10 protein-coding genes are annotated in these 14,081 nt (G+C 40.1%); 3 read left to right on the forward strand and 7 right to left on the reverse strand.

Annotation, left to right across the window (positions count from 1 at the left end):
• Nucleotides 1-16: 16 nt before the first annotated feature.
• The 3 genes from KTI79_RS01820 to amvA all read right to left on the reverse strand — a co-directional run bounded on the left by KTI79_RS01820 (nt 17) and on the right by amvA (nt 6,311).
• Entirely contained in the window at nt 17-2,245 is a 2,229-nt protein-coding gene (locus tag KTI79_RS01820; RefSeq protein ID WP_032054021.1) for a phosphocholine-specific phospholipase C, read from the reverse strand.
• A 323-nt stretch (nt 2,246-2,568) separates the two neighbouring features.
• Nucleotides 2,569-4,659, reverse strand: coding sequence for a DNA polymerase III subunit gamma/tau (locus KTI79_RS01825; RefSeq protein WP_262468247.1), 2,091 nt, complete (start codon nt 4,657-4,659; stop codon nt 2,569-2,571).
• Between the two features lie 173 nt (nt 4,660-4,832).
• Complete coding sequence (amvA, locus tag KTI79_RS01830; RefSeq protein WP_032054023.1) at nt 4,833-6,311, reverse strand: multidrug efflux MFS transporter AmvA; 1,479 nt, start codon at nt 6,309-6,311, stop codon at nt 4,833-4,835.
• 125 nt (nt 6,312-6,436) lie between these two features.
• Between amvA and KTI79_RS01835 the strand changes: the two genes are divergently transcribed.
• A complete protein-coding gene (locus KTI79_RS01835) occupies nt 6,437-7,015 on the forward strand; it encodes a TetR family transcriptional regulator (protein WP_032054024.1) in 579 nt (192 codons plus the stop codon).
• Nucleotides 7,016-7,062: 47 nt separating this feature from the next.
• On the opposite strand, the gene KTI79_RS01840 is transcribed toward KTI79_RS01835, so the two are convergent.
• The 3 genes from KTI79_RS01840 to KTI79_RS01850 form a co-directional block, all read right to left on the reverse strand.
• Nucleotides 7,063-8,322 carry a serine hydrolase domain-containing protein gene (locus KTI79_RS01840; RefSeq protein WP_032054025.1) on the reverse strand — a complete coding sequence of 420 codons (1,260 nt, stop codon included), beginning with the start codon at nt 8,320-8,322 and terminating at the stop codon, nt 7,063-7,065.
• A 71-nt stretch (nt 8,323-8,393) separates the two neighbouring features.
• The gene (locus KTI79_RS01845; protein WP_032054026.1) at nt 8,394-9,248 is read right to left on the reverse strand and encodes a MaoC/PaaZ C-terminal domain-containing protein; all 855 of its coding nucleotides are present in this window, start codon (nt 9,246-9,248) and stop codon (nt 8,394-8,396) included.
• 74 nt (nt 9,249-9,322) lie between these two features.
• Nucleotides 9,323-10,714, reverse strand: a complete 1,392-nt coding sequence (locus KTI79_RS01850; RefSeq protein ID WP_017725281.1) for a 3-oxoacyl-ACP reductase — start codon at nt 10,712-10,714, stop codon at nt 9,323-9,325.
• A gap of 235 nt (nt 10,715-10,949) precedes the next feature.
• On the opposite strand from KTI79_RS01850, the gene KTI79_RS01855 reads away from it, so the two are divergent.
• Nucleotides 10,950-12,518 carry an acetyl-CoA C-acetyltransferase gene (locus tag KTI79_RS01855; protein WP_032054027.1) on the forward strand — a complete coding sequence of 523 codons (1,569 nt, stop codon included), beginning with the start codon at nt 10,950-10,952 and terminating at the stop codon, nt 12,516-12,518.
• A gap of 65 nt (nt 12,519-12,583) precedes the next feature.
• Here the strand turns inward: KTI79_RS01855 and aceI are convergent, their stop codons facing one another.
• Entirely contained in the window at nt 12,584-13,018 is a 435-nt protein-coding gene (aceI, locus tag KTI79_RS01860; RefSeq protein WP_050679108.1) for a chlorhexidine efflux PACE transporter AceI, read from the reverse strand.
• 90 nt (nt 13,019-13,108) lie between these two features.
• Here aceI and KTI79_RS01865 point away from each other — a divergent pair, with 90 nt between their 5' ends.
• Nucleotides 13,109-14,002 carry a LysR family transcriptional regulator gene (locus KTI79_RS01865; RefSeq protein WP_086376107.1) on the forward strand — a complete coding sequence of 298 codons (894 nt, stop codon included), beginning with the start codon at nt 13,109-13,111 and terminating at the stop codon, nt 14,000-14,002.
• Nucleotides 14,003-14,081: the final 79 nt, after the last annotated feature.

Raw genomic sequence — 14,081 nt, forward strand, 5'->3', positions numbered from 1 at the left:
TTTGCCCCACCTAAACTTACATCATTGCAGGATCACTAAAAGAGTCTTCACCCGTTTCGACTCGGCCCGCAAAACGTCGGTAATAATACGGATCACTCTGGCTCGTAACTTCAAAATCATACCAATGTCCCACGTCAGCCAAAGCCCAATGTTGCTTAACGACTTGACCCGCTTTTACAGTAAGTTGTAACGGTACATCTTGTCGATATGCACACGGTTTTACCGTCAATATTGCATCCTTGGTACCTTCATTCATGAGTTCTACGTATACATCACCATTGGCAATGTCATAGCACACTCGAATTTCAGGTTTAACGCCACTATCAACAATACGTTGAGTATCGCCTTTAAAATGACGATGGTAGCCATTTGGACCGAGTACCCATAAGTCGTAACGACCCAAGTTATCTTTTAAAGCATCCCATTCATCATCTAAAGTTTTATTCGGCTCGACAATATAACGCTTTGGAATAAGGTCTAAATTAAGTTTGTCATATACATGGAAAACTGCTGCCTGTTTACCCGTATTAGAGAATATCAATTGTACCTTCCCATTCGCTTTACAGCGCGCGCTAGTGTGCAATTCGTAAGGTAGCGCACGCGACAGACGTATGCCACTTTGCTGAATCGGTAACTTAATATCCGTTGGTACAGGCACAGCTGGTAGAGCTTCCTGATTTTCTCTTAACTCATCTGCCTGCAAACGTGTCTGTTTACCACTCAGCTGCGGTAAAACATCTGCATTTGGTGTTTTAAAGTTAAATGCACTGGTTAAATCGCCACACACTGCACGGCGGTATGGACTAATATTCGGCTCTTTTACTCCAAAACGTTTTTCTAAAAACATGAGCACGGAAGTATGGTCAAAAACTTGTGAGTTGACCCAACCACCACGGCTCCATGGAGAAATTACATATAACGGGACACGAGGACCTGGACCATAAACTCGTCCATCAGGTGTAGGCTGAGAATGGCTTCCTTCAGGTGCAGCGTGGTCAAAATATTCATCTTGCATATCGGCACTACTTAATGTCGATTTACCTGCGTACTGGCCATTTTTGAGACGAGATGGCGCTGATGGCGATGGCATATGGTCAAAGTAACCATCATTTTCATCAAAGTTAATAAGTAGTGCTGTTTTACTCCAGACCTCTGGTACAGCAGTTAATGCATCAATAATTTCTTGGATAAACCATGCCCCTTGAACTGGGCTTGAAGGGTCTGGATGTTCGCAATAAATCGATGGCGCATTAATCCAAGAGACTTGAGGTAATTTACCTTCCCGAATGTCGCGTTTAAAAGCGTCAAGATATTCTTCTGGTTTATTGCCCGGTAGCGTATTTGCAATGCCCTTATAAAGTGGATTTTTGGCATTATCGGTCGCAGCATCATAGGCTTTATAAGGTAGTTTTTGACCCGTATCAGCATATGGCTTATTCGGTTCGCCGCCACTTGAAACAGGATAGCCAGATGCAATGTTGGCCTTTCTAAACGAACGAAATGCACCCAACATATTATCGCCCCATTCATCTGGCATATTTTGATAACAAATCCAACTTACCCCTGCTTCTTCTAAGCGTTCGGCATAAGTTTTCCATGTATAACCACGGTCTGCCGTCGCTGGGTTACCATCAATCCAGTCCCACTCATTGTTTACAAATGAACGTTTGGTCGGTGTTGCACCATTTGTACCCGTTAAATGATAAGAACGGTTTGCATCTGTTCCAGTGTGCATAGAGCAATGGTAGGCATCACAAATCGTAAAAGCATTCGCAAGCGCAAACTGATATGGAATTTCTTTTTCTTTAAAATAACCCATTGAGATATCAGTTTTATGAGTTGGCCAGTTCGCCATGCGCCCATTGTCCCAAGCCAGCTGACTGTCGTTCCAAGTATGTGGCGTACCATCTGCACGCTGTGCATTATTGGCTGTACCATCTAAGTGAAAAGGCGTTAAAACTTGCCCATTACTTCTAAGCTGCTCCCAAACACGGCGGCCACTTGGCAAAGGAATCGTAAAACGATCAGCAAACCCTCGGACGCCTTTTAATGTTCCGAAGTAATGGTCAAAAGATCGGTTTTCCTGCATTAAAATAATAACGTGCTCGACATCCTGAATGGTTCCAGTTGTATTATTTGCAGGAATTGCTAAAGCTTTTTGAATACTAGATGGGAAAGTTGCCAATGCCGCAGCACCAACACCCATATTTATAGAGTAATTTAAAAATTTACGACGTGTAATCATGATCAGGTTCTTTTTATTATTTAAGTTTATGGAGCACAGCGCATTACAGGCTTTTTACCTGTATCTGGTGTATTTGAATTATCATTTGCCGAGTCGTTACAACCACTCAGCAGAATCGCGCAGATTAATAAAAAATATGAATATTTAAAACTATTTATTCCAGTGCATTGCCTTTTCATGACGATATATAGTCCATTTAAAATCTAAAATGGCTAACATAGAAAAGTACAATGACAGTGACATGACCCAAATATTTCAATCCAGTGAAAAATATGAAAGTCTATTATTTTCATATTCTGCACCAGATCAAAAATCAGATGAATTTAAGGCTTTAATTGAATATTTTGTAGTTCGCCATCAAAAGTTTCTATGAGACTCTTAATAACTGGCTGTTGCTGTAATAGCTCAGCTGCTCTATGAAAGGCTTTTTCTTTACGTGCACTTTGAATGGTATAGGGAGTAGATGTATTCAAAGCACCATATTCAACTGTAAACTGAGTATTCGGCCATTGCTCATTTAATGCATCAATAAGGCCTTGTTGTAATTGGGTCAGCATATTTTCATATTCTTGAGGAATATGGAAAATAGTATTGCCACCAATTTCACCAGTCATCACACCATGTTGCGCAAGTTCTTGAACGGCTGGAGAAAGCTGACTATTTCTAAACCAATATTCCCACTTTTCGAGTGTCCACTCACCTTCCAAAACTTGAGGAGAAAGCTTCAAGATATCTTGAGGCATCAACTGACCGTTATCAGTTTCGCTAGGCTCTTTCACAACTGCAACTGTTTCTGTTTCAACCATTACTTGGGCTTGCACAAATGACTGTTGTTCAATAACAGGTTCAGAAACAAAATCAGCCGTATCTTGGGACAACGAAAATTCAGCGTTAGGCGTTTCAAATAAACCCATAGGTTCAGCAGTGAAAGCTGGTTCTGGTTCAATTTGTTTTGCTTGGTTTTCTACCTGAGCTTGTACTAACTTTTGTTCTGGTACCGGAATGAAATCTTCTTCCAGAACACTAACAGTCTCTTGAACAACTGCTGAATCAAGCCCAATCAGCTCATGATGATTTGGGTCAAATACCATTAAATCCTGATTAGACTGAGGTTCAGGTTCAGGTTCAGGTTCAGGTTCAGGTTCAGGTTCAGGTTCAGGTTCAGGTTCAGGTTCAGGTTCAGGTTCAACCATAGCGGGCTGGTTAATAACTTCAACAGGTTGAACTGTATTTACTGGAGTAATCTCTTGAACTTGTTGCTGGACTTGGTGATTCACCACTGCTTGTTCATTTTGTTGAACAGGCTCTGATACTAAAATTTCATTTGGTGCTAAAGGACGGAATGCCAATAAGCGTAAAACACACATTTCAAAACCTTGCTCTTGCGTTACGGCAAGTTGCAAGTCTGAACGACCTTTACATGCAATTTGATAATATAACTGTAAATCTTGAGCAGAAATCAGCTTAGACAGCTGCATGATTTTGCGATTGATTTCATCGCTATATTTCAAACTCAAATCAGGCAGATATTGCAAAATTGCCAATTCATGCAATGTCGAAATCAACTGATCCAGCACCAGTGAAACATCTAGCGCTTGATGTCTAAATTGCAATAAAAGCTGACTGACTTTTTCACGTTGGTTCTGATGAATCGCTAAAATCAAATCATAAATAATGGTGCGGTCAATCAAGCCAAGCATTTCTTTAACATCTTGGTGATGTACCGCACCCTGTCCATAAGCAATGGCTTGGTCAGTTAAAGATAATGCATCACGTAATGAACCTTGAGCTGATTCAGCAATTTGCCAAATTGCATCTTGATCAGCAGTAATTTGCTCTTTTTCAAGAATAGCGCCAAGATGCTTGGTAATTTCATCAACGGCTAAAGGTCGTAGAGTAAATTGCAAACAACGTGAAATGACCGTAATTGGCAGCTTTTGCGGATCCGTCGTTGCAAACAGAAATTTAACGTGTTCTGGTGGTTCTTCTAGTGTTTTTAGTAACGCATTAAAAGAATGCGTTGATAGCATATGTACTTCGTCAATCAGGTAAACTTTAAAACGACCTTGCGTTGGCGCATAAGGAACGTTGTCTAAAAGTTCACGCGTATCTTCTACTTTTGTTCTTGAAGCAGCATCGATTTCGATCAGGTCAATAAAACGGCCTTCGTTTACCGCTTTACACGTTGCGCAGACTTCACATGGCGTAGAAGTCACACCCGTTTCACAGTTCAAACACTTGGCTAAAATACGTGCAATTGTAGTTTTACCTACACCACGCGTTCCTGTAAATAAATAAGCATGGTGAAGACGACCGCGTTCCAATGCACTGCTTAATGCACGAGAAACGTGGTTTTGCCCCACTAACTCATTGAAATTACGTGGACGGTATTTTCTAGCAAGTACTTGATACATGTATGCTCCTTGTTACAGGCATAAGCATACTTTGTTTTTAAAAGAGTGTGAACGCATAAAGCTCATATCCGTACAGATAAACTGCGAACTGCCCTATTTGTCTGCACTATCAGTTATTTTAAAGCTTCGGATAAAGAACATTTTGACCGAAGCTTTAAATACCGTAAAACGTTTTAATACGCTTTCTTCGGAAAACTAAACCAGACAAATACAGTTAAAAGGAAAAAACAAATAGCTGAGATTGTAAGCACCCAACTATGGGCATAGCTAAAAGCTTGCTGAGCAACTGCAACCAACTGTCCTCCTAAAGGATTTTCAAGACTAGATGCTAATTGCATGGTTTCACCAATCGAGATACTCGCTTTTTCAATTAAGTTAGTCGGAAGTCCTTCGGGCAAAATAATTGAACGACTATAAAACCAAGACAACATTAACCCGAAAATAGCCACACCTAAACCAGCACCCAGTTCATAGGCCATACCTTCAATTGCACCCGCTGCACTCGCCTTTTGAGGCGGTACAGATGACATAATGGCAGCAGTTGAGGCCAGCAACGCAATCTCAATGCTAAAGCCTAAAAAGACCATACACGTCCATGCTAAAAAGTGATCGGTCGAGAAGTTGAGCTGAGCAAGCCCCCATAGACTAAATCCACTGATCAAAATACCAACAGTAGATACAAGTCTAAGTCCCCACTTATTCAAGCAAATTCCGGCTAATGGACCACCTAAACTAATCGCAATCATGAATGGAATAATAAACATCGCTGCCTGTAATGGAGAAAAACCATGTACAAACTGCAACTCTTGAGACAAGAGTAATTCGAACCCAACCAAAGCAATCATAGAAACTACCGCCATGACAATGCTGGTAGAAATCACTGGATGTTTAAATAATTCCAGATCAATCATTGGCGTCGTACTTCTTTTTTGGCTTCGAATAAAGTGAATTAAAGTACTTATACCAATCACAAACATTACAACCGTAAGCACTGAAAAGTTATACATCGCCGATTTGATTGAATAGATGAGGCTTAAAATTGCCACGACTAAAATTAAAGCTTGGCCTAAGTTAATTGGCTGCTCAGTCTTCTCTTGTTGTTTAGGAATGATCATCACGATCATGACCAGAACGGCTAAAATAATCGGGATATTAATGAGGAATACAGCTCCCCAATGAAAATGCTCTAGTACAAAACCACCAACTAATGGACCAAAAGCTGCTCCACCACCACCCACTGTAGACCAAAGACCGAGTGCAAAATTTCTCTGCTTTTCTTCGGTAAAGGCGTTGCGGATGCCTGATAAAGTGGCTGGAATAAGCATCGCTGCTCCTAGCCCTAAAACTGCACGAGAAGCAATTAAAGCGTAAGCTGTTGGAGAAAAAGCCGCAGCTAAAGAACCAACACCAAAAACTGCGGTTCCAATAAATAATAATTTTTTAAAGCCAATACGATCACCGAGTGCACCCATCGGTAAAATCAAACCCGCCATAATCAGTGAATAAATATCAATGACCCATAAAAGCTGATTGGCAGTTAAATTCAATGCTGCACTTAAAGATGGTGTTGCAACATGCATCACCGTTGCATCAATCGTAACAGGTAAATAAATGAGGACGATAATTGTGAGGATTAACCATTTTTTTTGCATAACGCTCTTCGATATCCAAAACTTGGACATGTGTTCAAATTGCGGTTATTATATACACAATTGGACACTTGTCCAACTTTAAATTTTAATGTAGTTTGTGTCGAATTCAGTCAGGTGTAAGAAACATGGCCTATCTTAATCGCGATCAACGCAGAGAAATGATTCTGCAAGCTGCCATGCAAGTTGCTTTGGCTGAAGGTTTTACAGCCATGACGGTACGTCGAATCGCAACAGAAGCACAAACATCAACCGGACAAGTCCATCACCACTTTTCTTCGGCATCTCATTTAAAAGCTGAAGCTTTTTTAAAGCTGATGGAACAGCTCGATGAAATTGAACAAACCCTAGAAACAACTAGCGAATTTCAGAGGATCTTCATTTTATTAGGTGCAGAAAACATAGACAAACTTCAGCCCTACTTACGTTTATGGAATGAAGCTGAACTCTTGATTGAGCAAGATATTGAAATACAAAAGGCTTATAACCTTGCCATGCAAAGTTGGCATGAAACAATTGTGCAAGCGATTGAGTGGGGCCAAAAAGAAGGCGAATTTAAAAACAGATCAAATTCCACAGACATTGCATGGCGACTCATTGCCTTTGTATGCGGATTAGAAGGGATTTATAAACTTGGTTTACAAGGTTTAGCTGAGCAAGACTTCAAGCGCCATACCGAAGCAATTATTCACCTAGAATTATTATAAATGTTGAGCTGGCATTGCTTAAAAATACCAGCTTTAAAATACTAAAATTAGAACCAGCCTTTACGGCCTTTTAAAATTTGGTCTGTACAACGTAAAGTCTCTTGAGTCAGCCCCCATAAACGGTAATCACCCGTGATTGAACCAATTTGAAAGTTATGAGTATAGGCAAAACTCAGGTCGCGCTCAGGATCGCACCACGCTCCTGAACCATTGTAACCAATATGCCCAAAGCCATTTTTAGCGCGTTTACCCATGGTAATAATACGGTGATAGCCTAAACGCCAATTCATCGGAATTGGCATGACACGATCACGTGCATAACTTTGAATGCTACTAAGCTCTTTAAATACTTCTGGGCGAATCAATTGCTGCCCATCCCATTCACCTTGATTTGCCAGCATCGCATAAATTTTAGCAAGACTATTTGCAGTAAACGTGCCGTTCGCCGCTGGAATAACAGCTTGTAATCCTTCGTCACTAAAGAAACTAAAATGTTTCATTCCTTTTGGAATCATAGCATCTTGGAAATCTTGCGGGTTTTGACCCGTCCAAGTAATCATTTTTTCAGAGAGTGAGCTCTTGCGCGTCTGCGGCTTTTTAGGTTTTTCAACTTGAGTAGACGCTGGTTTTTCTGGTTTTGGTTGAATAATTAAACGTGCTACACGATCTAACTCATTTGCAGGCGTCCCAAAATAAGCGCCGTCTAACTGCAACGGTTCAACAAGATATTTTTGCATGAGCTGATCTAAAGATTGACCAGTTGCTTTTTCAAGTACACCACCGACAAGCCAACCAAATGTTAAAGCTTGATAAGCATTGCCCTCTCCTGCAAGGAACCTTGGCTTAGTCGCTGCAACCACATCTAACATATGTGACCAGTCGAGCATTTCTCTCGCACTTTCGATGATATTACGAACATCAAACATGCCACTTTGATGACTTAGCACATGACGCAATGTCATTTGCTCTTTTCCATTTTGTACAAAATCAGGCCAATAGGTCGCAATCGGTTTGTCGTATTCTAAAAAACCTTCACTTACTAAAATATGCGCTAAAGTTGCAAGTACACCTTTACCCGTAGAGTAGCAAACAGCCAAGGTATCAGGTTGCCAAGCTTCATTTTGTGATTGAAGACCGGTGTAGATATCTACAACTTTTTGGCCTCTAAAATAAACCGCTAAAGCAGCTCCACCTTGTCCTGTTCTAGCATCTTGAAGACGGCTGAACTGGTGAGCTAAATCAATAAAACGTTCATCTAAAATACCGTGATAGTTATGGGTATCGGCCAGTAAAATTTCTTTAATCACATGAAGTTCCTTGCATTTTTTGTTATTTTGCTCAAAAGCAGCCCAAACATCTGTTCAGGCTGCTGATATTTTTATAATGCTTTTACAGTTCCTGCAACATGCGGTTTTTGTGATTTCGCATTACGAATCAAGAAATCAGTCTTTTTATCTGCATTTGCAGTTAAAAACTCAACTTTTGACGGTAAGAACATTGGCAGCTTAAACCACACATCTGCTTCATAAGCATCTGGTAATTCAAGGTTTGCTAATGCTTTAGCTTTGCTCCACATACCATGCGCAATGGCTTGCTTAAAGCCAAATGCTTTTGCAGTAATGGCATGAATGTGAATTAAGTTAAAATCACCAGACACTTTCGCATAACGGCGACCTGTGTTTTCTAAAATATTCCACTCTGACTTTGGAACATAAGCTGGTGCTTGTTCTTCTTTGGCTTTCTCACCTACTCTTTTCTCGACTTTTTGGCGAGATAAATAAGTCGTTAAGCCTTCCATCACCACTTCATTGCCAACTTTTGCCGTGGTAATAAAATCAAACTGAACACCTTTATCATGCGGTTTTAGTTCCCCAAATTTACATGACAAAGTTAATTTTTCAGACACAGCAATTGGTCTGGTCTGTTTAATCTGGTTACGAATATGGACTAAACCTAAAATTGGAAATGGAAAGGCTTCTGCCGTCATCATGTGCATTTGCAAACTTTGAGAAAGCACCGCCAAATAAATTGCTGGTACAAAGCCATTATTTTGAAAACCACATACTTCGTTATAAGCTTTGAGGTGATTCTGATCAATTTCTAAAGTATCTACCACATATTCAACTTGCGGTAATATTTTTGGACCTTTCGGCTTTTTAAAAATTAAACCTTGCACAACTTTTGGATAAGCCAATGCCGCTTTTGGTAGCTGGCTAAAATGACGAGTATTCATACCTAACCTTTTATAATTTATAGATTCTTGAATAAAAAAGGGATGCACAAGCACCCCTATTTAGCTAAAAGTGCTTAAGCGCCCAACAAGCTTTGACCACACACTCGTACAACGTTGCCGTTTACGCCTGTAGAAGCAGTTGATGCAAACCATGCAATTGTTTCTGCTACATCAACAGGTAAACCACCTTGTTGCATTGAGTTCATACGGCGGCCAGCTTCACGAATCGCAAATGGAATTGCCGCAGTCATTTGAGTTTCAATAAAACCAGGTGCTACCGCGTTGATGGTAATACCATTTTTTAGAATAGGCGCAGTAAATTTCACTAGGCCAATTACACCTGCTTTCGATGCAGCATAGTTTGTTTGACCAAGGTTACCAGCAATACCACTAATTGATGATACACAAACAATGCGGCCATTTGCATTTAGACCATCATTTTCTAACAAGTAGTCATTTACGCGTTCAGCAGCAGATAAGTTAATGTTAATTACCAAGTCCCAAAGCTCAGGCTTCATATTTGCCAAAGTTTTGTCACGTGTAATACCCGCGTTATGAACGATAATATCTAAACCGCCTTGTTTTGCCGCAGCAGCTTTAATTTTTTCGCCCGCATCAGCAGCAGTAATGTCAATTGCTAATGTAGAACCGCCAATATCAGCCGCTACACGGTCAAGGTCAGCTTGTTGTTGAGGTACATCTAAACAAATAACATGCGCGCCGTCACGTGCCAACACATGTGCAATTGCCTCACCAATACCACGGCTCGCACCTGTTACCAACGCAGTTTTACCAGCAAGCGGTTTTGCCCAATCAACATCAACTACATCTGCTTTAGATACACGAATCACTTGACCAGATACATAAGCCGAACGCGGAGAAAGCAAGAAACGTAAAGTTGATTCAAGGTTTGCAGCAGCACCTTCATCAACATAAACAACTTGAGCAGTAATACCCTTTTTAAATTCTTTACCTACAGATTTGATAAAGCCTTCAAGTGCACGCTGAGCAATTGCCTGTTTTACAGTTTTTGCAGTTTCAGGTGTTGTACCAATAACAATCACCCGACCAGAAGTCGCAACTTGACGTGCAATCGGATTAAAGAATTTATAAAGTTCGTTTAACTGTTCTGAGTTTTGAATACCAGAGGCATCAAATACAACTGCTTTGAATTTTGATTCTTTATCGCCCGCATTGAATGGACGTAAATTTAAACCAACTTTTGCAGCTTCTTGTTGTAAAGCAACATTATTGCCTACATAGCTATCTGCATGAATATTGCTAAGTACTTGTGCAATCGCACCAGACAATACACTTGACGGCGCTGCGCCAACCAATACTGCACCATTCACTACTGGCTGAGCACTTTCAAAACGCTCTAATACAACTGGCGATGGTAAACCCAGATTTTTAACAACGAATTTACCAATAGGAGATTGTGTAAATGCTTGGTATTGATCAGTCATGATTATTATCTCTCAAAGAAATGAATTTTCTACGACAGGCTTCATTATGTTATGAGATGGATAGAAACAATATGAAAGCAGTCGTTCATTAGAGTTACTCCAAATCATACTTGACTTCATCTTTGGATGTCTTGACCTGAATGCTATCTACAATGTCATTCTAGTCAATACAGGTCTATTTGAATTGTGTTAAGGTAGCTTATAAGAATATCGTTAATATGCTTGGAAAAGCCTTATGAGCAAACCAACTCAAGAAAATCCAGCAGTCGAAAATTCTGCTCAGGAAAAAGTGTCAAATACATCAAAGCCGGCTTCTAACACGGCTAAGCGTAACAGCACTACCCCTAAAGCAGCAACTAATACTCCAAAAACGACACGTACTCGTTCAACGACTGCACCTGCACGTAGCCCCCGTACTAAGAGCGCCGCTACAGCAACTACTTCTACATCTTCAAATGTAGCTGCAGAACCAAAAGCAACAAAAACCAAAACTTCTGTTCAACAGGATAAAACCATGAGCCAAAACACTGTTCGCCGCGTTGCAATTATTGGTGGTAACCGTATTCCATTTGCACGTTCAAATACTGCTTATTTTAAAGCGTCTAATTCTGACATGCTGACAGCAGCATTAAACGGTTTGGTTGAGCGCTTTAATTTACAAGGTAAGCGTATTGGTGAAGTTGTTGCGGGCGCTGTTTTAAAACATAGCCGTGACTTCAACATGACTCGTGAAGTTGTATTGAGCACAGATCTTGCTCCTGAAACTCCTGCTTATGACATCCAAATTGCATGTGGTACAGGTTTACAAGCAGCATTTGTTGTTGCTAACAAAATTGCGCTTGGTCAAATCGACGTAGGTATTGCAGGTGGCGTAGATACAACTTCTGATGCTCCGATCGCTGTAGGCGATGGTTTACGTAAAGTTTTACTTGAGCTCAATGTAGCTAAAACTGGTAAAGACCGCCTGAAAGCTTTAACAAAAATTGATTTTAAAAAGCTTCTTGATGCACCAAGTAACGGTGAACCACGTACTGGCCTTTCAATGGGTGAGCACCAAGCAATCACTGCTTTAGAATGGGGTATCACTCGCGAAGCACAAGACGAATTAGCTGCAAGCAGCCATCAAAAACTTGCTGCTGCTTATGAGCGTGGTTTCTTTGATGACTTAATGACTCCTTTCTTAGGTCTTAACCGTGACAACAACTTACGTGCAGACAGCACAGTTGAAAAACTTGCTAAATTGAAGCCAGTTTTCGGTAAAGGCGAAACTGCAACAATGACAGCAGGTAACTCAACTCCGTTAACTGATGGCGCTTCTGTTGTATTGCTTGCTTCTGAAGAATGGGCAAAAGAAAACGGTCATGAAGTTTTAGCTTACCTTTCTTTCTCTGAAACAGCAGCTGTTGACTTCATTGGTAAGAGCGGTCCTAAAGAAGGTTTGTTAATGGCTCCTGCTTATGCAGTACCTCGTATGCTTAAGCGTGCAAACCTTAAACTTCAAGACTTCGATTTCTACGAAATCCATGAAGCATTCGCATCTCAAGTACTGTCTACTTTGAAAGCTTGGGAAGATGAAAAATTCTGTAAAGAACGTCTTGGTTTAGATGCACCTTTGGGTTCAATTGACCGTTCTAAACTGAACGTAAATGGTTCATCTTTAGGTGCAGGCCACCCATTTGCTGCAACTGGTGGTCGTATCTTAGCAACTGCTGCTAAATTGATTAATCAAAAAGGTTCAGGCCGCGCATTAATCTCGATCTGTACAGCAGGCGGTGAAGGTGTGGTTGCGATTGTAGAAAAATAATTTCTATAATGAACTAACAAAATAAGCACCCATTTGGGTGCTTATTTCATTTCAATCTATGTGAATTAATGAAGTGATGCCGCTTTAGCATTTGGGAAAAACTTATCTTCAATATGGTCATAGCACCACTGGAAAATAAAGGTATAAACCAAAATACATAAGGTCAAACCTATATCTAAAATAAATGCATCAATAACACTCATCTGCATCATATAGGCGATCATTGGTACAGTCGCAATCAGCAAACCACCCTCAAAACCAATCGCATGTAAAATCCGTACAGGGATCGTTCTTTCCCAATTATATTTATGCTCTACTTTTTCGAAATAGTGGTTAAAAATCATATTCCAGAAAACTGAAACCACTGCCATAAACACGCCGAGTGTTCCGGTCACTTCCATCGGCATGTTAAAAATAAAACTTAATGCAATCGCAATGATGACCAATAAAATTCCTTCATAACTGATTGCATGAATGAGTCTTCTCTTGGAAATCAACATTTTTAAATACTCAATAATAACTTGGATAATGTGCATTTTATTTTTATAATATTGATTAATCCAATCAGGTTCTTTCAATTTTTTTGACAGATGAATATTAATCAAGAACAACTACTCATGTTTCAAGCCGTGATTGAGACCGGCTCTTTTTCTGCAGCAGCCCGTAAACTTGGCAAAGTTCCTTCGGCTGTAAGCATGTCTATTGCCAACTTAGAGATTGATCTGGACTTAACTTTATTTGACCGTAAAGGCCGCGAACCCGTCCCTACTGACGAAGCACGGGTGTTATATGAAAAGACTTCTCAGCTTTTAATTGAGATGAATCAATGGAAACAGCATGCTCACGCGTTAAGTACAGGTTTGGAAGCTAATTTAACTATTGTGATTGTGTCTGAACTTTTACACACCAATTGGACAGACTATATTTGTCTTCTAGAGAGCCGTTTTCCAGACCTACAAATTAATATTGTCTCTGCCCCTCAAGAAGATGCACTCCAAATGTTATTAGATGGTTCTGCCCAACTAGCACTGATGTTTGAACGTGAGCACCTAGATAACAGAGAACAATTTGTAGAGCTTAAACGTGAGGCTCTAATTCCGGTTATTTCAAATAACCATCCCCTCGCAGGTCAAAATCAAGTTACTTATGAACAGATTCTCACTACACGACAAATTGTAGTTGCAAGCCGAGATGAGACTTTAAAGCCTGAATTACTCTTTTCAAAACATTACTGGCGTACAGACAACCACCACTCTGCTTGTTTAATGATTTTACGTAATCTAGGTTGGGGCGTTCTTCCTCAAGAAATGTTTAAAGAAAACCCAGAATTAAAAAATAAACTTAAAGTATTGGATTTATTAGATTTCACTCCACGCTTTGAATATTATGTTGATTTGGTGTGGAGCCGGGAAAGTGAATTTGGTGCCGCTGCTAGATATCTCATTGAGTATATCCGTACGCAAAGAATGCAACAGGTGCCTTAAAATTATTTCAATTTAGATGCAGAACCTAAACGTTTTTCTTTGAAATATAACAATTGATATATCGACAGCATGAATAGAC

The sequence above is a fragment of the Acinetobacter sp. WU_MDCI_Abxd143 genome (assembly GCF_025514195.1).
Taxonomy (GTDB): Bacteria; Pseudomonadota; Gammaproteobacteria; order Pseudomonadales; family Moraxellaceae; genus Acinetobacter; species Acinetobacter pittii_H.